This window comes from Mycobacterium sp. NS-7484 (genome assembly GCF_001953975.1).
In the GTDB taxonomy this organism is placed as follows: Bacteria; Actinomycetota; Actinomycetes; order Mycobacteriales; family Mycobacteriaceae; genus Mycobacterium.
Genome location: NZ_MBEJ01000031.1, coordinates 20646 through 42294 on the forward strand (window position 1 = coordinate 20646; position 21649 = coordinate 42294).

General features: G+C 66.2%; 22 protein-coding genes. 11 read left to right on the forward strand and 11 right to left on the reverse strand.

What is annotated here, in order from left to right:
* Window positions 1–71 precede the first annotated feature (71 nt).
* From A5733_RS07565 to A5733_RS07575, 3 genes are all read left to right on the forward strand, one after another.
* Entirely contained in the window at window positions 72–479 is a 408-nt protein-coding gene (locus tag A5733_RS07565; RefSeq protein WP_083666039.1) for a ribonuclease domain-containing protein, read from the forward strand.
* Window positions 476–754 carry a barstar family protein gene (locus A5733_RS07570; RefSeq protein WP_076239686.1) on the forward strand — a complete coding sequence of 93 codons (279 nt, stop codon included), beginning with the start codon at window positions 476–478 and terminating at the stop codon, window positions 752–754. Before A5733_RS07565 ends, A5733_RS07570 begins: the two co-directional genes overlap by 4 nt.
* 199 nt (window positions 755–953) lie before the next feature.
* Window positions 954–1478, forward strand: coding sequence for an adenylate/guanylate cyclase domain-containing protein (locus A5733_RS07575; RefSeq protein ID WP_076239687.1), 525 nt, complete (start codon window positions 954–956; stop codon window positions 1476–1478).
* Here the strand turns inward: A5733_RS07575 and A5733_RS07580 are convergent, their stop codons facing one another.
* The 8 genes from A5733_RS07580 to A5733_RS07610 form a co-directional block, all read right to left on the reverse strand.
* Window positions 1479–2558 carry a phosphodiester glycosidase family protein gene (locus tag A5733_RS07580; RefSeq protein ID WP_067768300.1) on the reverse strand — a complete coding sequence of 360 codons (1080 nt, stop codon included), beginning with the start codon at window positions 2556–2558 and terminating at the stop codon, window positions 1479–1481.
* 63 nt (window positions 2559–2621) lie between these two features.
* Window positions 2622–3350 (reverse strand): TMEM165/GDT1 family protein, encoded by a 729-nt coding sequence (locus tag A5733_RS07585; RefSeq protein WP_076239688.1) that lies wholly within the window; start codon window positions 3348–3350, stop codon window positions 2622–2624.
* A gap of 301 nt (window positions 3351–3651) precedes the next feature.
* A complete protein-coding gene (locus A5733_RS07590) occupies window positions 3652–6027 on the reverse strand; it encodes an excinuclease ABC subunit UvrA (protein ID WP_198938750.1) in 2376 nt (791 codons plus the stop codon).
* Window positions 6028–6030: 3 nt separating this feature from the next.
* Window positions 6031–6450 carry a VOC family protein gene (locus tag A5733_RS27680; protein ID WP_067768344.1) on the reverse strand — a complete coding sequence of 140 codons (420 nt, stop codon included), beginning with the start codon at window positions 6448–6450 and terminating at the stop codon, window positions 6031–6033.
* Window positions 6451–6455: 5 nt separating this feature from the next.
* Window positions 6456–6890 carry a helix-turn-helix transcriptional regulator gene (locus tag A5733_RS07595; RefSeq protein ID WP_067768294.1) on the reverse strand — a complete coding sequence of 145 codons (435 nt, stop codon included), beginning with the start codon at window positions 6888–6890 and terminating at the stop codon, window positions 6456–6458.
* Between the two features lie 16 nt (window positions 6891–6906).
* Window positions 6907–8163: an MFS transporter gene (locus tag A5733_RS07600; RefSeq protein ID WP_076239689.1), complete on the reverse strand. Its 1257-nt coding sequence runs from the start codon at window positions 8161–8163 to the stop codon at window positions 6907–6909.
* Between the two features lie 198 nt (window positions 8164–8361).
* Entirely contained in the window at window positions 8362–9621 is a 1260-nt protein-coding gene (locus tag A5733_RS07605; RefSeq protein WP_076239690.1) for a sorbosone dehydrogenase family protein, read from the reverse strand.
* Complete coding sequence (locus tag A5733_RS07610) at window positions 9599–10318, reverse strand: pirin-like bicupin family protein (protein ID WP_076239691.1); 720 nt, start codon at window positions 10316–10318, stop codon at window positions 9599–9601. The genes A5733_RS07605 and A5733_RS07610 overlap by 23 nt, the downstream gene beginning before the upstream one ends.
* A 72-nt stretch (window positions 10319–10390) precedes the next feature.
* Between A5733_RS07610 and A5733_RS07615 the strand changes: the two genes are divergently transcribed.
* Together A5733_RS07615 and A5733_RS07620 are read left to right on the forward strand one after the other, a co-directional pair.
* Window positions 10391–11167: an SDR family NAD(P)-dependent oxidoreductase gene (locus A5733_RS07615; protein WP_067768342.1), complete on the forward strand. Its 777-nt coding sequence runs from the start codon at window positions 10391–10393 to the stop codon at window positions 11165–11167.
* Between the two features lie 138 nt (window positions 11168–11305).
* Window positions 11306–12178: a type IV toxin-antitoxin system AbiEi family antitoxin domain-containing protein gene (locus A5733_RS07620; RefSeq protein ID WP_076239692.1), complete on the forward strand. Its 873-nt coding sequence runs from the start codon at window positions 11306–11308 to the stop codon at window positions 12176–12178.
* A gap of 101 nt (window positions 12179–12279) precedes the next feature.
* On the opposite strand, the gene A5733_RS07625 is transcribed toward A5733_RS07620, so the two are convergent.
* A complete protein-coding gene (locus A5733_RS07625) occupies window positions 12280–13404 on the reverse strand; it encodes an NDMA-dependent alcohol dehydrogenase (protein WP_067768976.1) in 1125 nt (374 codons plus the stop codon).
* 142 nt (window positions 13405–13546) lie between these two features.
* Here A5733_RS07625 and A5733_RS07630 point away from each other — a divergent pair, with 142 nt between their 5' ends.
* Window positions 13547–14038 carry a VOC family protein gene (locus A5733_RS07630; protein ID WP_076239693.1) on the forward strand — a complete coding sequence of 164 codons (492 nt, stop codon included), beginning with the start codon at window positions 13547–13549 and terminating at the stop codon, window positions 14036–14038.
* Between the two features lie 61 nt (window positions 14039–14099).
* Here the strand turns inward: A5733_RS07630 and A5733_RS07635 are convergent, their stop codons facing one another.
* Entirely contained in the window at window positions 14100–15134 is a 1035-nt protein-coding gene (locus A5733_RS07635; RefSeq protein WP_076239694.1) for a sigma-70 family RNA polymerase sigma factor, read from the reverse strand.
* A 24-nt stretch (window positions 15135–15158) separates the two neighbouring features.
* Here A5733_RS07635 and A5733_RS07640 point away from each other — a divergent pair, with 24 nt between their 5' ends.
* From A5733_RS07640 to A5733_RS07660, 5 genes are read left to right on the forward strand one after another with little or no spacing between them, the layout of a single operon-like run.
* A complete protein-coding gene (locus A5733_RS07640) occupies window positions 15159–15998 on the forward strand; it encodes an alpha/beta hydrolase (protein WP_076239695.1) in 840 nt (279 codons plus the stop codon).
* Window positions 15995–16975 (forward strand): hypothetical protein, encoded by a 981-nt coding sequence (locus tag A5733_RS07645; protein ID WP_076239696.1) that lies wholly within the window; start codon window positions 15995–15997, stop codon window positions 16973–16975. The genes A5733_RS07640 and A5733_RS07645 overlap by 4 nt, the downstream gene beginning before the upstream one ends.
* A 21-nt stretch (window positions 16976–16996) precedes the next feature.
* Window positions 16997–17725 carry a DUF2786 domain-containing protein gene (locus A5733_RS07650; protein WP_076239702.1) on the forward strand — a complete coding sequence of 243 codons (729 nt, stop codon included), beginning with the start codon at window positions 16997–16999 and terminating at the stop codon, window positions 17723–17725.
* Entirely contained in the window at window positions 17722–18192 is a 471-nt protein-coding gene (locus A5733_RS07655) for a TIGR04338 family metallohydrolase (protein WP_076239697.1), read from the forward strand. The genes A5733_RS07650 and A5733_RS07655 overlap by 4 nt, the downstream gene beginning before the upstream one ends.
* A 17-nt stretch (window positions 18193–18209) precedes the next feature.
* Window positions 18210–18866, forward strand: coding sequence for an O-methyltransferase (locus A5733_RS07660; protein WP_076239698.1), 657 nt, complete (start codon window positions 18210–18212; stop codon window positions 18864–18866).
* A gap of 1 nt (window position 18867) precedes the next feature.
* Here A5733_RS07660 and A5733_RS07665 read toward each other — a convergent pair.
* On the reverse strand, window positions 18868–21649 hold a 2782-nt coding region (locus A5733_RS07665), incomplete at its 5' end, for an RND family transporter (RefSeq protein WP_076239699.1).

A 21649-nucleotide genomic window follows, 5' to 3' on the forward strand; every position in this document is an offset into this window, starting at 1 on the left:
CGAGTAACGATGGTCGCACGTCAACGGCGATTGGCCCGGGATTTGCGGCCTCTGTTGCTAGCCTCATCCCGATGGGGCGATCACGCATTGCGGTGCTGGCAGTGCTGTGCGGGCTGCTTTCCGGCGCGTGTGCTCCCGCCGGGCCTGAGTCGGCACCGCCGCCGGTCACATCGAAGGCCGCGGACGGCACCTGCGCGCTCGACACCCTTCCGCCCGAAGCGCAGAACACCGTGCAGCTCATCGAATCCGGCGGTCCGTTCCCGTACCCGCGCAACGACGGCGTCGTCTTCGGCAACTACGAAGGCCGGCTGCCCCGGCATGAACGCGGCTACTACCACGAGTACACGGTGCCGACACCCGGTCTCACTCATCGCGGCACGCGCCGCATCGTCACCGGCGGCACGCCGGTGGACAACCCGCCCGAGTACTACTACACCGGCGACCACTACGAATCCTTCTGCCTGATCGGAGGCATGTGAAGACGTATCGGATCGATGGGACCAAGGTGGATTCCAAGGCGGACTTCTTCACCGAGATCGGCCGCGCGGTCAACGGCGAGGGCGGTTACTTCGGCTCGAATCTCGATGCGCTGGCCGACTGCCTGCGCGGTGGTTTCGGCACTCCCGACAACCGCAGGTTCCGGTTCGTCATGACCTCATACCGCAACATCAAGGAAGCCCTCGGCGACGACGCCTGGCGCACGGTGCTGTCGATCTTCGCCGTCGAGGGCGTCGACCTGTGGTTGGAGAACTGAAGCCCGCCAGCAAATAGTAGGCACAGCGGCTTACGCGCGTCCCACGTGCGGAAGATCGGTGCGGCGGCGGCCTGGCAACGGTGCGCTGTGGCAACCGGTTGCACGCCAAGGGCGTGCCTGCCCAAGTGCGGTTAAGCTGGCTTTCTGCGTGCCGTCTGGCGCGAGGCAAGTGGCGAGAACAGGCGGGAGCAACACGCGCGTGACCGAACAGCTGCCCATCGAGACGACGTGGCTGATGGCGCGCACCGAGGGATCCACCCACCTGTGGCAAACGCAGTCCGATGACATGGTCGCCGCGCTGCCGTATTTGCGGGCGACGGTGGTCCACGTCGTCGCCCTCCATGACGGCACGTTGTCGGCCCGGCAGGCTGCCTGCGACAGCTTCGTGGCCACCTTCGACCGCCCCGCCGATGCGGTGTCCTGCGCGTTGCAACTGCAACTGACACCGTTGGATCCCTTCGATCTGTGCATCGGCATTCACCGCATCCGCACCGGGGCGCGGTGTCTGCGTGACATCGCCCATGGCGGACAGACCCTGGTATCAGGTGCGACGGCCGCATCGGCCGATGACCTTCCCTCGGGTGCCACCCTGAAACACCTCGGCGACCATCGCATGGACAACGCCGCCCATCAGATCCTGCAGTTGTGCCACCCTGGGTTGCGCCGCTACCTGCCGGCCCCGAGGATGCCGAAACCCCTTCTGGCCGAAGTTCTTACGAACTGATCAGTTGAAGGCCAACCAGCTGGGCAGCGCCCGTTCGCGGGAATCGCACAGCACCTGACGGGTGTCGCAGTTACCTCGGGGCGATCCGGCGCCGCTCCACATGCCACCGGTGTCGCGGCGCAGCACGATCGCCGACGAACCGCCGCCGTCGAGCAGGATCGCATTGTCGGCGCCGAGACCGCGGAACAGGTCCTGCATGTTGTCGGGCGTGTAACTGCCGCCCTGGAAGACGTAGAGCAGATCGGCGGAGCGGTTGTAGCCGACGGCGGTGCGCGCCGCGCTGGGCCCGTTGTCGTTGAGCTGACCGGTGTCGCCGGGCGCGAGCAGTCCGATACCGGCGACCGCGACGAACCGGGCATTTTGATCCAGCAGTCTTTGGATCACCGGCGAGGCGGAGTCGTAGTCGTCGCGGCTCTTGGGCATCACCACGTACGGGGCCCCGCCCATCGGAAGGATCATGGTGGCCAGGGCCGACCAGTGCTCGTTGCCGCCGGACAGGCCCTGCTTGCCGGCGTAGGCCAGGGTGCCGGTGACCGCGGCGTTGGCGCGGCCCTGCCCGCGGGTGTTGTCGACGTAGGCGCCGAGCGGGGACGAGCACTTCGTGTCGCGCCACGAGCCGCCCTTCTGCCCGCGCACGTCGAAGAAGTTGGCGTTGACGGCGATGGTCGGTTGACCCAGCACCTGCCACGCCGCCAGCGGGGCATAGGTTTCCGACGCCTGCCAGAGCCCTTCACCGGTGCGTGCGCCGGGGGTCCGCTCGCAGCGGGACTGATATCCCTGATGGGTGTCGACCAGCAACCGCGGGTTGAGCCGGCCGGAGGCGTTCTTCATCGCCATCAGGTGGCCGCCGTTGTTCAGGGTGTAGGCGCGCCCGTCGGCAGTGAGGAACGGTGCGGCGAACTGGCCGCCGAAGTTGTAGACGAGGTAGGCGCCCTTGGTGTTGGCGATCGCCCCGAGCAGGAGCGCCTTGGCGTCCTCGGCGCGCGCGATCGGGGAGCCGGTGGTGGCCAACGCCGCGCAGATGGCAGTGGCGGTGACTGTTGCGACCGCACACTTGAGGAGCTTTGCCAGGTACGGCACGGATTACACAATAACCACACAGGAAACTCTGTCAACATCCGTAACAGCCTGGTCACGGCGGGATCAAGGTGTGATCGCTCCCGGGCGGTCGGCGTCCGTCGGGGCCGCGGCAGGTTTGCGCAGCACCGCCGGGCGCACACGTTCGGGGAGCCCGCGCAGGAGCGCGGCGCATAGTGCGGTCACGGCGACGGCGCCGGCCATGATCAACAGGCTCGGGGCGGACGGGAACGCGCCCTCCAGCAGCATCGACACCCCGAAGACCACGAACAGCGCCGCGGCCCCGAGTTGGATGGCCCGCTCGGGCAGATGCTTGCCGGCGATGGCCCCGACCAGGATGGCCAGCGCGTCGGCGGCCACCATGCCGATAGTGGAACCGATCCACACACCCACCCAGTCGTTGTCGGCGGCCAGCGTGATCGTCGCCAGCATGGTCTTGTCGCCGAGCTCGGCGAGCAGGAATGCCGAGGTGACGGTGAAGAACGCCGGCGCGGTCGAACGCTGGGCCCGGGTCGCCTCGTCGTCGGACAACGAGTCGCCGCGCAAGGTCCACAGCCCGAAGAACACGAATGCGACGCCGGCGAGGATGCCGAGCAGGTGCGTCGGCAGCGCCGCGCCCAGGTAGTGGCCGACGGCGACGGAGATGAGGTGCACCGCGGTGGTGGCCGCGGTGATGCCGATGAGGACGACCCACCAGCGGTAGCGCAGCGCGAAGGTCATCGCCATCAGCTGCGATTTGTCACCCAGTTCGGCCACGAAGATGACGGCGAAGCTCAAGAGCAAGGCAGCGAGCACGCACCAACTCCTCGGTCGTTGGCTGCCGTTGGGGGCTGAACAGATGCCTCCGGCCGGCAACCCAATGGTCTACGGCCGAAGGTCTCGCCCACCGGTCGGTGACCGGTTCGGATACCCGGGCCGCTATGTCGCGCTGCGCGGCCAGTATGTCGAATATCCGATTGGGGGCTACTCCCCTTCGCTGCGCTCCACCATACGCACGCCGGTGTCCGCAGCGCAAACCGCTCCCGACGAAAGTGCTTATCGGCCAATAAGTTTGGGAATCGACACGAGAAAGTTCGGGTGTCCTGACAAATCCGATTCAGGTGCCCACATATTCGGCGAGGTGCCGGCCGGTCAGGGTCTGGGGCTTGGCCACCAGATCAGCCGGAGTGCCCTCGAAGACGACGCGGCCACCGTCGTGACCCGCACCGGGGCCCAGATCGATGATCCAGTCGGCGTGGGCCATGACCGCCTGGTGGTGCTCGATCACGATCACCGATTTGCCCGAGTCCACCAGCCGGTCCAGCAGCCCGAGCAGCTGTTCGACATTGGCCAGGTGCAGGCCTGTCGTGGGCTCGTCGAGGATGTAGGTATCGGCCTTGTCGGCCCCGGTGTTTCCGAGGGCGGCAGCCAGCTTGAGGCGCTGACGCTCCCCGCCCGACAGCGTGGTCAGTGGTTGCCCGAGAGTCAGGTAGCCCAGCCCCACATCCGTCATACGGTCGAGAATCTTCACTGCCGCAGGGACTTTGGCGTCACCCGTGGCGAAGTACCGCTGTGCCTCACCCACCGGCATGGCCAACACCTCGGCGATGTTGCGCCCGCCCAAGGTGTACTGCAATACCGAGGCGCCGAACCGTCTGCCCTCACACTCCTCGCAGGTGGTCTCCACGGTGGCCATCACCCCGAGGTCGGTGTAGATCACCCCGGCGCCGTTGCAGGCCGGGCAGGCGCCCTCCGAATTCGAGCTGAACAGTGCGGGTTTGACGCCGTTGGCCTTGGCGAAGGCCTTGCGGATCGGGTCCAGCAGGCCGGTGTACGTGGCCGGATTGCTGCGGCGCGAGCCACGGATGGGGCTCTGATCGACCACCACCACGCCGTCGCGTCCGGCCACCGATCCGTCGATCAACGAACTCTTCCCCGAGCCCGCCACGCCGGTGATCACCGTCAACACACCCAGGGGGATGTCGACGTCCACGTCACGCAGGTTGTGGGTGTCGGCGCCACGGATCTCCAAGGCGCCAAGAGCCTTCCGTACCCCACCCTTGAGGGTCGCCCGGTACCCGAGGTGGCGTCCGGTGATCGTGTCGCTGGCCCGCAGACCTGCGACGTCGCCTTCGAACACCACCTCGCCACCGGACGAGCCGGCGCCCGGGCCCAAGTCGACGACATGATCGGCGATCGCGATGGTCTCCGGTTTGTGCTCGACGACCAGCACGGTGTTGCCCTTGTCGCGCAACGCCAGCAGCAAGTTGTTCATCCGGGCGATGTCATGCGGGTGCAGGCCGATGGTGGGCTCGTCGAACACATAGGTGACATCGGTCAGAGACGAGCCGAGATGACGGATCATCTTGACCCGCTGAGCTTCTCCGCCGGACAGCGTGCCGGCCGGCCGGTCGAGGGACAGGTAGCCCAACCCGATCTCGACGAACGAGTCCAGCGTGTGTTGCAACGCTGCCAGCAGCGGGGCCACTGTTTTCGCTGCGGACGTTTTCTTGACGTCGCCGAGCCAGGCGGCCAGGTCGGTGATCTGCATGGCGCAGCATTCGGCGATGCTGACGCCCTCGATCGACACCGACCGTGCGGTCTCCGACAACCGGGTGCCGTCGCACTCCGGGCAGGTGGTGAACGTGACCGCACGTTCGACGAAGGCGCGGATGTGTGGCTGCATGGCCTCGATGTCCTTGGCCAGGAACGACTTCTGGATCTGGGGGATCAGCCCGAGATAGGTCAGGTTGACCCCGTCGACCTTGAGTTTGGTGGCCTCCTTGTGCAGCAGCGCGTCGAGCTCCTTCTTGGTGAACGTGTTGATCGGCTTGTCCGGATCAAAGAACCCGCAGCCCCGGAAGATCCGGCCGTACCAGCCGTCCATGCTGAAGCCGGGAATGGTCAGCGCACCCTCGTTCAGCGATTTGGTGTCGTCGTACAACGCGCTCAGGTCGATGTCGTTGACCGCACCGCGCCCCTCGCAACGCGGGCACATCCCGCCGACGATGTTGAAGTCACGCCGTTCCTTGACCGTGCGTCCACCCTTCTCCAACGTCACCGCCCCGGCCCCGCTGATCGAGGCGACGTTGAACGAAAACGCTTGCGGTGACCCGATATGCGGCGTGCCCAGCCGGCTGAACAAGATCCGCAGCATGGCACCGGTATCGGTGGCGGTGCCGACCGTGGACCGCGGATCGGACCCGATGCGTTGTTGGTCCACGATGATCGCGGTGGTCAACCCGTCCAGCACGTCGACCTCGGGCCGGGCCAGGTTCGGCATGAACCCCTGCACGAAGGCGCTGTAGGTCTCGTTGATCAACCGCTGCGATTCGGCGGCGATCGTGTCGAACACCAGCGAGCTCTTGCCCGACCCCGACACCCCGGTGAACACCGTCAACCGGCGCTTCGGCAACTCGATGTCGACGTCTTTGAGGTTGTTCTCCCGGGCACCGGTGACGCGGATCAGATCGTGACTGTCGGCGGGATGCATCGGTTAGCGCGACTCCTGGATACGGACCATGTTGCCGGCGGGATCGCGAAGTGCGCAGTCCCGCACACCGTATGGTTGCTCAGTCGGTTCCTGGACCACTTCGACGTCTCCGGCCTGCACTTTTTCGAATGTACTGTCGAGATCTTTGGTGGCGAGCAGCAGTGTTCCGAAAGTACCCTTCGCCATCATCTCGGCGATGGTGCGGCGCTCGTCATCCGTGAGCCCGGGCGTGGCAAACGGCGGGTAGAGCACGACAGAGGTGTCGGGCTGGTTCGGCGGCCCCACCGTGATCCAACGCATCTTGTCCTTGCCGACGTCGAGGCGGACCTCGAAGCCGAGGATGTCGCGATAGAACGCCAGGGACTCCTCCGGATCGTCGAGGGGAAGCATGCTGGAGTGGATTGTGATGTCTGTGCTGTTCATGTCGTTCACGCTAGGTGGAGACGGGTGGCCGGCGCTTCTTGATTCCTGATCGGTTTGGTGACCTGCTTCTCGACGCACGACGGCATGCCTTCCGTAACTCCGGCGGTCTGCTGCCGATACGCACTCGGCGGGATGCCGACGAGTTCGGTGAACCGGGTGCTGAACGTGCCGAGCGACGCACAGCCGACGGCGAAACACACCTCGGTGACCGACATGTCACCGCGGCGCAGCAGCGCCATCGCGCGCTCGATGCGACGCGTCATCAGATATGAATACGGGGATTCGCCGTAGGCGATCTTGAACTGCCTGCTGAGGTGCCCGGCAGACATGTTGACCCCGCGGGCAAGCGCTTCGACGTTCAGCGGTTGCGCGTACTCGCGGTCGATGCGGTCCCGGACCCGGCGCAGCAGCTTGAGATCGGCTAGCGGTTGGTCGGCCACATCGGCGATAGTACGGCTACGGTGCGGTGTCAGCGGTTCGGCGCGGAGCCCACTTCGATGCCCACCTCGACACTGCGGCCAGCGCGCCCAGACCGATGGACAGGACGACGATGATCGCGAATCCCCACCGTGATCCGTGCTCCTCGGATATCACGCCGGCAAGCGCCGCCCCGATGGCGTTGCCTCCGATCAGGGCGCTGGAGAGCGTGCTCATGTAGAGGCTGTCCCGGCCGGCCGGGGTGTGCTCGCCGGCAAGTTGGTAAACGGTGACGATGATCGGTCCGATACCTAGCCCCAGCAACGCGAGTACCGCTGCCAGCAGCCAAGTTTCGGTGACCATGACCATCGCTGCGCTGACCGCAACCGCCAGGGCGGCGGCCGCCAGCCATCGTCGATACAAGCTCGTCGACGTCTGGATCAGCCCGACGCCGATCGACGCAGCACCCGAACCGACGCCGAAACCCGCATAGATCAGACCCGCGTTGGAGATGGCGCCGTGCTCCTGGGCGAAAGCGATCACCGAGGTGACCTGGCAGCCCAGCAGAGCACCGATCACGGTCATCGTCGCGATCAAGGTGAACCGGTCGCTGCGCAGCAGGGTGGTCAGCGGTGCCGCCGAGGCCGACTGTGCGGTCACCCGCGGCACCATCTGGGCACTGCGGTGACGGCTGAACAGGAAACCGAAAACAACCACGATCGCGATGCACGCCACCAAGGGGGTGGATGCCGCGGCGTAGGACAATATGCCGACGATCACCGGCCCGAACACGAATGTCAGTTCGTCGGCCAATGTCTCGTAACCGAAGGCTGCGCCTTTGACTCTGGTGCGCTCGTCGGCGGGCACGTGAGCGTCGATCACGGTGGTCCAGCGGACCCGGGCGAACGGCCCTACCGGGATGACGGTCAACCCGGTGAGCACGGCGACGGCCAGGAGCAGCGGCAGTTGCCCGGCAGCGGTGGCGATCACCGATGCGACCGCCAGAGCGTTGGCGACCAGCAGCACATAGCCGACGCGGCGTTGACCGAAACGGTCCGCGCAACTGCCGGCCAACGGACCGCCGATCGCCGCGCCCAGCGCATAGCACCCGCCGGCCAGGCCGCCGTCGGCGATCGAGTCGCGGACAGCGGCGACGTACGCGCTGATACCCAACGTGAGCATCGCGATCGGAAGTCGCGCGACCAGCGCGATCGGGAAGAACGAAAGCCCGGAGTGACGGGACAGGAAGCGCAGCGGCTTGCCGGCAACCGCGCCGGCGGTAGTGGTGGTGGTCAACGATCAGCCTTGTTCATAGGGACGCCGAAGCGGTGTGCCGACGTCCCACCAACACCGTCGACACCCGGACCCAATGACTAGGACGCGTGCGTCCCGACATAGCTGCGTGCCGTTTCAGGTTAGATCTGGGACTTTGCGGCAGTCAAATGAGCTGTGACACAGAGCTGTAGGACGGCGGTTTGGTGGCTCGGACGACAACTAGGCCGGTGCACCCAGCCGATACACCGCGCCGGCGTAGTCGTCGGTGATGTACACCGCGCCGTCCGGACCGGTCACCGCCGCGACCGGGCGTCCCCAGCGGCTGCCGTCGTCGGCCTGGAACCCGCCCACCAACGTCTGCTGCGGGCTCAATGTGCCGTTGTGCCAAGGAAAGAACGACACTTCGGGGGCTTGCGGGTGCTGCCGGTTCCAGGAGCCGTGCACCCCGACGAGGGCTCCGGGTCCGTAGGGTGGCGGCAGTTGCGCGAAACTCATCCCCAGCGGAGCCGAGTGGGCGCCCAGCGTCTGCTCGACGGGAGCCAGTGCCGCGCAATCCAGTTTGGTGCCGTCGGCGTTGGTCTGCATGTCCCGGATGAACCCGGCCGGCGGCGGCCCGTCGGGATTGCAGTAGGGCCAACCCAATTCGCGTCCCGGCGTCAACTTCGCCACTGACTCCGGTGGGTGGTCGTCCACATAGTCCTGGCGTACCCGGCCCTGCGGGTCGGCCACGTTGTCCCGGTTGTTCACCGCTGTCCACAGTGCGCCGTCCGGCGCGAAAGCCAACCCGGTGCCGTTGCGTACCCCGGTGGCGAACGGTGTCGCGGGACCCCCGCCGGGCGGCACCCGCATGATGGTGGCCCGCGGCGGGGTGGCGGTGCGGTCCTCGGCCGAGACGTTTCCGGTGGAGCCGATCGAAAAGTACACCGCCCCATCGGATCCCACCGCCACGCTCTTGAGGGCATGGGCATAGGCGCCGTGCAGCTCGGGGCTCTTGGCGTCGGGCAGGTCACCGGCGACGGTGCGGCGATTGACCGCTCGCCCGTCGACGTAGTCGTAGGCGTCGATCCGGTTGCTCTCGGCCACATACAGTGTCGAGCCGGCGAAGGCCAAGCCGTGCGGTTGCTCCAGCCCCTCGAGCAGGGGGCGCTGCTCGGGGAGCACCGTCAGCACCTGCCCGGTGGCCGGCACCGACACCAGCAAGGTGCCATCCGGAGCGAATGCGGCCAGCCGCGCCTTGGGTATCCGCGCGATCACCTCGATCGTCCACCCGGCGGGGACCTGGGCCCGGCGGGGTTCATCGAGCGGGGCCTGGGCGAACCGCTCGGGCACCTGCAGGAGTACCGAGGCCAAACCTGCCGGCGGTTGCTCGGTGGTCGAGGCCGACGGTGGCGCCGGTTCGGATGTCGGCTCGGCCGAGCACGCGGCCAGCACGGCCACGGTGATCACTGCGATCGCGCTACGCGCCGCCCAAACCCGCATTCATCTCCCAAACCAGGATCTCGGTTTCAGTGTCTGCTGTGACCCGGCCGCCCGCATCGGTGAGCCGGGCGGCGTCACCCGCGCTGAGCGGCCCGGAACCCTCCAGCGTGACGGCGCCACGGGCGATGAACAGGTGGACGTAGCGGGCCTGCGGCAGTGTCACCGAGTCGCCGGGCTGCAGGCGGGCGCCGTAGAGGGTGGCGTTGCGGTTGTGCAGCGTGACGGCCGCGTCGACGACGCCCGACGCGATCGGGGTCAGCGAGTTGGCCAGCTCGATCTCCTGCTGCTGGTAACTCGGCGTCACCCCGGCTTGGTCTGGTAGCACCCACATCTGCACGAAATGCACTGGATCGCTGTCGGATCCGTTCTTCTCGGAATGCTGAACCCCGGTGCCTGCCGACATTCGTTGGGCCAGACCGGGATAGATCACCCCGGAATTGCCCATCGAATCCTTATGCGCTAATTGCCCGGACAGCACCCAGGTGACGATCTCCATGTCGCGGTGCGGGTGGGTGTCAAAGCCCGCGCCGGGGGCGACGATGTCGTCGTTGTTCACCAGCAACAGGCCGTGGTGGGTGTTGGCCGGGTCGTAGTAGTCGGCGAACGAGAACGAATGCCGTGATTGCAGCCAGTCGGTCGTGCTGGTGCCGCGATCGGCCCCGCGTCGGATGTCGACTGTGGGCGTCCCGGAAGCCATGGCGCCAGCCTACCGATGCCCTTCGCTGACCAACCGGTGGATCGGGCGGGGCAGGGGCTTAATGTGTTGGACGTGGAACTCAACGGAGCAAGCGCCATCGTCACCGGTGGCGCATCAGGTATCGGCGCGGCGACTGCCCGCCAGTTGGCTGCCAAGGGAGCCCGCGTCGTCGTGGCTGACCTGCAGGCGGAGAAGGGCGAGGCCCTCGCCAAGGAGATCGGTGGCGCCTTCGTCAGCGTCGACGTCACCGACACCGCACAGATCGAGGCCGCCGTCAACAAGGCGACCGAGCTCGGCCCGCTGCGTGCACTGGTGAACTCGGCCGGTATCGGCTGGGCCCAGCGCACTATCGGCAAGGACGGCGAGTTCGCCTCGGCGCACAACCTGGATGCCTACAAGAAGGTCCTGGCGATCAACCTGGTCGGCACCTTCGACTGCATCCGGCTGGCCGCCACCGCGATGAGCCGCAACGAGCTCACCGACACCGGCGAGCGCGGTGCCATCGTCAACATGACCAGCGTGGCGGCCTTCGACGGCCAGATCGGGCAGGCCGCCTACTCGTCGTCCAAGGGTGGTGTCGTCGGCCTGACCCTGCCGGTGGCCCGTGACCTGTCCGCGGTCGGCATTCGCGTCAACACCGTGGCGCCCGGCCTCATCGACACCCCGATCTACGGCGAAGGCGAGGCGTCGGAGGCGTTCAAGGCCAAGCTCGGCGAGTCGGTGCTGTTCCCGCACCGCCTCGGCAAGCCCGAAGAGCTGGCCTCGATGGTCGTCGAGCTGCTGACCAACTCGTACATGAACGCCGAGGTGGTCCGCGTCGACGGCGGCATCCGGATGCCCCCCAAGTAACGTCCCTCTGCCGAACAGACACAAACCCGTACCTTTTTGCGCGAAAAGGTACGGGTTTGTGTCTTTTCGCGGAGTTATCCACAGGGCAAATGGGCGGATGCTGGCGGTAATGCGCGGTTCCCGTCAGCATCGAACGCCATGGGGGTCGATGAGGTGTTCGCTGTCCACGGCGGAGTCGCCACGACGCGGCAGTTGCTCGCCGCGATCAACGAGCGAACCCTCACCAACCGCGTGCGGGCCGGCACGCTGTTCCGGGTCTGGCACGGGGTGTATTCGCCCCACCCGCCGGACATGGCGTGCCGCCTCCGTGCGCTCGATCTGGTGGCGGGCCTGCCGATCGTCGCCTGCATGAACACCGCTGCGCAGATCTATGGCTTTGACACCGAACCTGATGACCGCGTTCATATCCTCGACCCGGGCGTGCGCATGCGTCCGTCACCGAACCTGATGGTGCACCAGCGAATTGGCGCGCCACTCAAGAAGGTCGACGGCCGGCTGCTGACCGCTCCGGCATGGACGGCGATCGAACTGGCCAGGACGCTCAGGCGCCCACGCGCGCTGGCGACGCTTGACGCCGCGCTGCGGAGCCAGACCTGCACGATGGCCGAACTCGAGAGTGCAGTGAAGGAGCAGCACGGTCGTCGGGGCATCGTCAAAGTGCGTGAGCTGTTGCCGTTGGCAGATCCCAGGTCCGAATCGCCGATGGAATCAGAGATGCGGCTGGTTTTCCTCGATTGGGGCCTGCCCCCACCGGAGCTGCAATACGAGATCAGGGATCTACACGGAAAGCTGTGGCGGGTGGACTTCGCCTGGCCGGAACATTGGGTGGTGGCGGAATACGACAGCGTCGACTGGCACGCGAATCCTGAAGCGTTCAAGCATGATCGGATGAAATCCGCACGGCTGCACGAGGCCGGATGGACCAGCATTCCCGCGGTCGTCGACGATGTGCGCCGCCACCCGGCTGAGCTGTGCGCACGGATCTACCGCGCGTTTCACCGCGCCGCCTGATCTCCCGCGAAAAGACACAAACCCGTACCTTTTCGGGCGAAAAGGTACGGGTTTGTGTCTGCTCGGCAGAGGAACGTTACCAGTCCGACACGGTAGCGGTGCTACCAATCAGCCTCCGTGAACTTGATGACGCCGCGAATGTTGTTGCCGTCCAACATGTCCTGGTAGCCCTGGTTGATGTCTTCGAGCTTGTAGGTCCGCGTGATCATGTCGTCGAGGTTGAGAAGGCCCGACTTGTAGAGCGCCGCCAGCCGCGGGGTCTCCACGTGCGAGCTGCCGCCACCGAAGATGTTGCCCTTCAACGTCTTCTGCAACATGGTGAACAGGAACAGGTTGAGCTTGACGTCGGCGTCCATCATCGACCCCATGCCCGTCACCACACAGGTGCCGGTCTTGGCGGTCAGGATCATCGCCTCTTCGATGTACTCGCCCTTCATCTCACCGACGGCGATGATGACCTTGTCACCCATCAGGCCGTGGGTGACGTCGATGACCGGCGCGATGGCCTCGGCCATTGACGGGTAGACGTGCGTGGCGCCGAACTTGATGGCCTGCTCACGCTTCCACTCGTTGGGGTCGATCGCGATGACGTGCTTGGCGCCCGAGATCACCGCACCCTGCAGCGCGCTCATGCCGATGCCGCCGACGCCGACGATGATGGCGGTCTCGCCGGGCTTGATGTCGGCGACGTTGGTGGCCGAGCCGAAACCGGTCGGCACCGCACAACCCATGATCGCCGCGGTCTCGAACGGGATGTCCTTGTCGATCTTGACGACGGAATCCTTGTGCACGGTCATGTACGGCGCGAAGGTGCCGAGCAGGTTCATCGGCGATACCTCGCGGCCGCCGGCGTGGATGCGGCTGGTGCCGTCGGCGATGGCCTTACCGCCGAGCAGCACGGCACCGCGGTCACACAGCGAGCGGAAGCCCTTCAGGCACGGCGGACACTCGCCACAGGCCGGGATGAACGCGAGGATGACGTGGTCGCCTTCCTCCAGGCCGGTGACGTTCTTGCCGACCTTGGTGACGACGCCGGCGCCCTCATGGCCGCCGAGGGCCGGCAGGCCGATCGGGGTGGCACCGGTGGTGATGTGGTAGTCGGAGTGGCACATGCCCGCGGCATGCATCCGGATCTGTACTTCGTCGGCGACGGGATCGCCGAGGTCGATCTCGTCGACCTGGAAGGGCGAGTTGAGTTCCCACAGCAGGGCGCCTTTGGTCTTCATGGGAGGCGATAATAGAACAGGTTGCAGTACTGTCGGGTAACTGGTCTTTGACCTGCATCTATGCGAGCTTTATTTCGTTGTCGAGTTGCTGTTTCCTCGTCGGTGCCGATGACTTGGGGGCGCGGCGCCGGTCTACCTCGACATGACCGAGATCAACGCACACATCGTCCCCAACCTGTGGTTCGACCGCGAGGCGGAGCAGGCCGCACAGCACTACATCGCCGCATTCGGCGGCAACGGCCGCGTCGTCAAGACCATCGCCTCTCATCCCGATTCACCGTCACCGCAAGACGTGCCGGTGGTGGTCGAGTTCGAGCTGGCCGGGCAGCGCTTCGTCGGCATCAACGGCGGCCCGCAGTTCACGTTCAACGAGGCCGTCTCGCTGGAGGTCCGCGTCACCGGCCAAGAGCAGCTCGACCAGATTTGGGCCGCGCTGGTCGAGGGCGGGGAGGAGCTGCCCTGCGGCTGGCTCAAGGACAAGTACGGGCTGGCCTGGCAGATCACCCCGACGGAGTACTACGACCTGCTGGGCACCGGGGACGACGCCGCCGAGGCCCGATTGATGTCCGCGGTGCTCAGTACGGTCGGCAAGTTCGACATCGCGGCATTGCAGGCGGCGTACAAGTCAGAGTGAGGGCTTCAGTGGCCAGTTCACGCCATTGCCCAGACCGCGTGGCATAACTGGCCACTCGGCGCTAACCCACGTCAAGAACAGCGGGCAGCCCGAACTTCTCGAACAATGACAACTCCATGAAGGCGACCACATGCGAGATCCCGCCCGGGCGGACCTCCAGGACATGCAGCTGGAACGCCTCGTGCCGGCCGGTCTCGCGGTTGAGCATGTACATCGCCGCGGCGGGCTGGCCGTTGGCGGAGGTGGCGATGAACCGCATGTCGCCCGGCTCCTCGGCCGGGCATTTGTAGCGGGACAGGTCGCCGATGGCCTGCGGCCCCTGATACCAGCTGTCGAACGGCGGCATCTCCCAGATCGCCTCGGCGGTGAACAGCTCGACCAGCTTGTCGATGTCGTAGGCCTCGAACGCGGCCATGTAGTTGCGCAGCAGGTTCTGGGCGTGCGGGGAATCCGGTGGGTCGATCTCGTCGTCCTGGCTGGGGCCCACCGCGTCGAGCTGGGCCCGGGCGCGCTGCAGGAGGCTGTTGACCGCGGCTGTCGAGGCCCCGATCGCCTCACCCACCTCCGCGGCCTTCCACTGCAGCACCTCACGCAGCACCAGCACCGCGCGTTGACGGGCCGACAGATGCTGCAAGGCCGCGACGAACGCCAACCGCACCGAGTCCCGGGTCCCCACGATCGTGCTCGGATCCGCCGGGTCATCGGCGGAATCGGGCAACGGCTGCAGCCACGGGACCTCGTGGTGTTCGGTGATCTCATCGGTCGGCGACGAGCTCGGGTTGCCCAGACCCGACGGCAGCGGGCGGCGCTGCTTGCTCTCCAGCGCGGTCAGGCAGGTGTTGGTGGCGATGCGGTACAACCAGGTACGCACCGAGGATTTGCCCTCGAAACCTGCGTAGGACTTCCAGGCCCGCAGATAGGTCTCCTGCACCAGGTCCTCGGCATCATGCAGCGACCCGGTCATCCGGTAGCAGTGGGCCAGCAGCTCCCGGCGATAGCGCTGGGCGTCGGCCAGGAACGCATCGGCAGGGCTGCCGTCGTCGAGGCGGTGAGCGAGGACCGTCACGTTCGCGAGCTTACGCAGCGCCCCCGACAACTTCGATCGAATACGCTCGCCAGGGTGACCAGCACGCGCAGTGAACAGACCTTCGACGGCGTCGGCGGCGTCCGCATCGTCTACGACGTGTGGACCCCGGACGGCACACCGCGCGGCGTCGTCATCCTCTCGCACGGCCTGGGCGAACACGCCGGGCGCTATCACCACGTCGCGCAGCGCTTCGGCGAGTCCGGGCTCATCGTCTACGCACTGGACCACCGCGGCCACGGCCGTTCGGGTGGCAAGCGCGTGTACCTGCGAGACATGGCCGAATATGTCGACGACTTCCACACCCTGGTCGGCATCGCCGCCGCGGCGCACCCCCGGCTGCCGCGCCTCGTGCTCGGCCACAGCATGGGCGGGGGGATCGTCTTCAGCTACGGCGTCGAATACCCCGACGAATACACCGCGATGGTGCTGTCCGGGCCCGCGGTCGCCGCACAGGCCGCCGTGTCTCCGGTGCTGGTGATCGTGGCCAAGGCGCTCGGCAAGGTCGCGCCCGGGCTCCCGGTGGAGAGCCTGGACGTCGACGCGGTCTCCCGCGATCCCGAGGTGGTCGCGGCATACAAGGCCGACCCGTTGGTCTGGCACGGCAAGGTCCCGGCCGGCATCGCGCGTGCCCTGATCATCGTGGGGGAGACCATGCCGCAACGCGCGTCGGTCCTGACCGCGCCGCTGCTGGTGGTGCACGGTGAGAAAGATCGCCTGGTGCTCGCCGAGGGCAGCCGCCGGCTGGTCGAATGTGTCGCCTCGCAGGACGTGCACCTCAAGGTCTACCCGGGTCTCTATCACGAGGTGTTCAACGAACCCGAGAAGCAACTGGTGCTCGACGACGTGACGGCCTGGATCGAGACACACCTGTGAAACGGCTTGTGGTGGCGCTGGTTTCAGCGCTGGTGGTGGCGGGATGTGGGTCACCGGACGAGCCGGTCCGAACCTGGACCGACACCGACGTCACGTTCGACGCCGACGGTCTCACCATTCACGGAAGCTACCGGCACCAGGGCGCGAAAGGCCCAGCCGCACTGCTGATCTCCGAGAGCGGGCCCACCGACCGCAACGGCGACAACAAGGTCGTCGGCCCCATCGGCAACATGCGTCAGCTGGCAGAAACACTGTCGGACAACGGTGTGGCCAGCCTGCGCTACGACAAGATCGGCACCGGGGCCACCAAACTCGGCCCCTACGAGAAGAGGCCGACCGAGGTGGTCAGCGGCGTCTACACCACGGGCGCGGCCGCTGCACTGCGGTTCTTGGCCGATCAGCCCGACACCGATGCGTCGAAGTTGTCCATCTACGCGGTGGGCGAAGGCGCCATCCACGCCATGACCCTGGCCGGCTCCGGAGATCCAAAGGTGCACTCGCTGGCGCTCTTTCAGCCGTTGAGCGGTCGCTATCTGGACATCATCACCAACCGGGTGCGCGCCGGGGCTGCGCCCGAGGTGCTCAGCGCCTGGCTTGCGGCCGTCGAGGAGATCCGCACCAGGGGCACCGTGCCCGCCGACCTCCCCGAGGGTCTGAGCGCGATCGTCAACAGGGACAACCTGAATGCCATCATCGAGGCCGACAAGATCGACCCGGTACAGCTGGCCGCCGCGCTGCCCGACGGTATGCCGGTGCTGCTCACCTGCTCGGACTCCGACGCCCAGGCCAACTGTGTGACCGAACGGCCGCTGGTCGACGCGCTGGGGCACACCGCGCTCACGGTCGTCGAGCTCAAGGGCGTCAACCACGTCCTGCGTGACGATCCCACCGACAACATCGCCGATTACGGCAAGCCCGGCCCGTTGTCACCCCAGGTGGTGGACGCCATCGGCAAGTTTGTCGGTGCCGATGGCTAGGTTGGTCGCGTGAGCGACAAGATGCTGGCGCGGATCGCCGCTCTGCTGCGTCAGGCCGAGGGGACCGACAACCAGCACGAGGCCGAGGCATTCATGGCCGCCGCCCAGCGGCTGGCCACCGCCACCTCGATCGACCTCGCGCTTGCCCGCGCGCATTCGGCCGAGCGGACCAAGGCGCAGATGCCGGTGCAGCGCACCATCACCATCGGCGCCGCCGGCACCAAGGGCCTGCGTACCTACGTGCAGTTGTTCGTGGTGATCGGGCTGGCCAACGACGTGAAATGCGATGTGGCGTCCAATTCGACGTTCGTCTACGCCTACGGGTTCGCCGAGGACATCGACGCCACCCACGCGCTCTACACCAGCCTGCTGCTGCAGATGGTCAAGGCATCCGAGGCCTACATCGCCTCGGGCGCCCACCGGCCCACACCCACCATCACCGCACGGCTCAACTTCCAGCTCGCCTTCGGTGCGCGCATCGGCCAGCGGCTGACCCAGGCACGCGAAGAAGCACACCGCGAGGCCGACGAAGCAGATCGGCCGGGCACGGCAATCGCCCTGCGGGACAAGGATATCGAGCTGCGCAGCTTTTATCGGGAGACGTCGCAGGCGCGCGGCACCTGGCGAGCGTCGAGTGCGTCGGCTGGATACTCGTCGGCCGCCCGGCGGGCCGGTGACCGCGCCGGGCGTCACGCGCGGATCGGGCCGACCTCGGAGATCTCCGGCGCCCGCGGCGCCCTGGAGCGATGAACGCCCGGGACACCCAGCGCGCCAAGGTCTATGCCGCCGAACAGTTCGTGCGCACCATGTTCGACCGCGCGGCACAACACAGTTCGCGGGCCATCGACTTTTTCGGTACCTCGCTGACGCTACCGCCCGAGGCGAAATTCGGCTCCGTGGAATCGGTGCAGCGCTACGTCGACGACGTGGTCGCCCGAGTGGGGGCGCAGCCGTTGACCGTCCGCCGCCGGCGCGGGGCCACCGCGGCGCATTACGAGCTGATCGACGGCAAGGCCGCCATCGCCGTGCCCGAGCATGACACCTGGGCGCTGCGAGAGCTGGTGATACTGCACGAACTTGCCCACCATCTCAGCACCGACGGCCCGGCGCACGGCCCCGACTTCGTGGCCACCTACTGCGAGCTGTGCGAGTCGGTCATGGGTCCGGAGGTCGGGTTGGTGCTGCGCATGGTCTACGCCAAAGAGGGTGTGGTCTGAGGTCTAACCTGACGCACATGACCGAACCCCGTGATGTCGACGCCATGTTCACCGACGTGCTGCACACCGAGGACGATGCGCTGGTCGCAGCGCGGGAATCCGCACAGGCCGCCGACATGCCGGCCATCGAGGTGTCGGCGCAACACGGAAAGCTGTTGTCGTTGCTGGCCACCATGTCCGGGGCGCGCAAGGTGCTCGAGATCGGCACGCTCGCCGGCTACAGCACCATCAACCTGGCCCGGGGTGTCGGGGCCGACGGCAGCGTCGTCACGCTCGAGTACGAGCCCCGGCATGCCGAGGTGGCGCGGGCCAATTTCGAGCGGGCCGGGGTCGCCGACCGCATCGAGGTGATCGTCGGCGCTGCGCTGGACACGCTGCCACGGCTGGCCGAGCGCGGTGACGTCTTCGACCTGGTCTTCATCGACGCCGACAAGGAGAACAACGTCGGCTACGTCGAGTGGGCGATCACGCTGGGCCACCCTGGCTCGATCATCGTGGTGGACAACATCACACGGTTCGGCCGGGTGTTGGAGCCGGCGGCCGACGATGCGCAGGCGCGGGCCGTGCGCGACATGCTGGAGATGATGGGCGACCACCCGCGATTGGACACCGCGGCCATTCAGACCGTCGGCACCAAAGGCTGGGACGGGTTCGCCGTCGCGCTGGTCAGATGAGCTACGCCAGGGTGTCCTGCGGTTGACGCTGGATCGGCTGCGGCCAGGGCTCCGGCTTGGGCCGTTGGCGCACCATCTGCGGCCACCAGAACCACTTGCCCAGCAGTGCCGCGATGGACGGGGTCATGAACGCCCGGATCACCAGGGTGTCGAACAGCAGACCCAGGCCGATCGTGGTGCCCACCTGACCGATCACCGCCAGCTCGCTGACCGCCATCGACATCATGGTGAACGCGAACACCAGACCCGCGGCCGTCACCACCGAGCCACTGCCGCCCATGGCGCGGATGATGCCCGTGTTCAAGCCGGCGTGGATCTCCTCTTTGAGTCGGGAGACCAATAGCAGGTTGTAGTCCGCACCGACGGCCAACAGGATGATCACCGACATGGCCAGCACCATCCAGTGCAGTTCCAGGCCGATCAGGTGCTGCCAGATGAGCACCGACAGACCGAACGCGCTGCCGAGCGAGATCACCACCGTGCCGACGATGACCGCGGCGGCCACCACACTGCGCGTGATGATCAACATGATGATGAAAATCAGGCACAGCGAGGCGATTCCGGCGATCAACAGGTCGTAGTTGGCGCCTTCCTGCATGTCCTTGAAGGTGGCCGCGGTGCCGCCGAGGTAGATCTTGGAACCCTCCAGTGGCGTCCCCTTGATGGCTTCCTTGGCGGCCAGCTTGATGGCGTCGATGTGCTTGATGCCCTCGGGGCTCATCGGATCGCCTTCATGGCTGATGATGAACCGCACCGCATGCCCGTCCGGGGACAAGAACATCTTCATGCCGCGCTTGAAGTCTTCGTTCTCGAAGGTCTCCGGCGGCAGATAGAACGTGTCGTCGTTCTTGGCTTCGTCGAAGGCCTGACCCATGGCGGTCGAGTTGTCCTGCATGGCCGCCATCTGATCCTGCAAGCCGCCCTGGGTGGCCTGCATGGTCAGCATCATGGTCTTCATCGTCTTCATCGTGGCGATCATCGGCTGCATGTTCGCGATCATCACCGGGATCAACGCGTTCATCTTGTCCATGTCAGGCACGATTTCCTCGAAATCGGCTGTCATGGTGTCGATCCCGTCAAGGGTGTCGAACACCGACCGGATCGACCAGCACATCGGGATGTCGTAGCAGTGCGGTTCCCAGTACAGGTAGTTGCGGATCGGCCGGAAGAAATCGTCGAAATCCGAGATGTGGTCGCGGAGTTCCTTCACGTCCTCGACCATGATGTGCATCTTGCCGACCATGCTGTTCATCACGTCGCGCATCTGCTCCATCAACGCGATCATCTTGGTCATCGTGTCGATCGTGACCTGCATTTCGTCAGCTTGCTTGAGCATGTCGTCCATGCGGTCCTGCATATACTTCTGATTCATGGTCTGGGTCGTGCCCTGCATGCTGATGTTGAACGGGATCGAGGTGTGCTCGATCGGCGTTCCCTGCGGCCGGGTGATGGCCTGGACGCGAGAAATGCCGGGCACCTGGAAGATTCGCTTGGCCACCCGCTCGATCACGAGGAAGTCTGCGGAGTTGCGCAGGTCGTGATCGCTCTCGATCAGCAGCAGTTCCGGGTTCATCCGGGCCGGCGAGAAGTGCCGGTCGGCCGCGGCGTAGCCGCTGTTGGCCGGTAGATCGGCCGGCATGTACTCGCGGTCGTTGTAGTTGGTCCGGTACCCGGGCAGGGTCAGCAGGCCGACCATCGAGATGGCGATGGTCGTGATGAGGATCGGCCCGGGCCAACGCACCACGGCCGCACCGATTTTGCGCCAGCCGCGGGTCCGCGAGGCGCGCTTGGGTTCCAGGGTCTTGCCGAACCGGCTGGCGATGGTGATGATCGCCGGCCCGATGGTCAGCGCGGCGGCCACGACGGTGACCATGCCGATGGCCAGCGGGATGCCCAGGGATTGGAAGTACGGCAGCCGGGTGAAGTGCAGGCACAGCGTGGCGCCGGCGATGGTCAGGCCCGAGCCCAGCACCACATGCGCGGTGCCGTGAAACATCGTGTAGTAGGCCTGTTCTCGGTCTTCGCCGACACTGCGGGCCTCTTGATATCGCCCGATCAGGAAGATCGCATAGTCGGTGGCCGCCGCGATGGCCAGGGTCACCAACAGGTTGGTGGCGAACGTGGAGAGCCCGATGATGTTGTAGTAGCCCAGGAATGCGATCACGCCGCGTGCGGCGGTCAGCGACAGCACCACCATGACCAGGGTGAGGATCACCGTGATGATGGAGCGGTAGACCATCAACAGCATGATGATGATGACCGTGAAGGTCAGCGCCTCGATCATCCGCATGCTGCGGTCGCCGGCGATGTTCTGATCGGCCGACAGGGCGGCGGGGCCGGTGACGTAGGCCTTCAGACCCTCGGGCGCCTGCACACTGTTGACGATGTTCTGGACGGCTTCGACCGACTCGTTGGCCAGCGCCTCGCCCTGGTTACCGGCGGTGTAGACCTGCACGTAGGACGACAGGCCGTCAGAGCTCTGCGCGCCCGAGGCGGTCAGCGGGTCGCCCCAGAAATCCTGGACATGCTCGACGTGCAACTTGTCGGCTTCCAGCTTGTCGACGATCTCGTCGTAGTACTTGTGCGCGTCGTCGCCGAGGGGATGGTCGCTTTCGAGGACGACCATCACCGAGCTGTTGGACTTGAACTCCTGGAACACCTCGCCGACGCGCTTCATCGCGACCATCGACGGTGCTTCGTCCGGTGTCATCGACACCGAACGCATCTTCCCGACCTCTTCGAGCTGCGGGACGATGACGTTGAGGACGGCGATCAGCGCGACC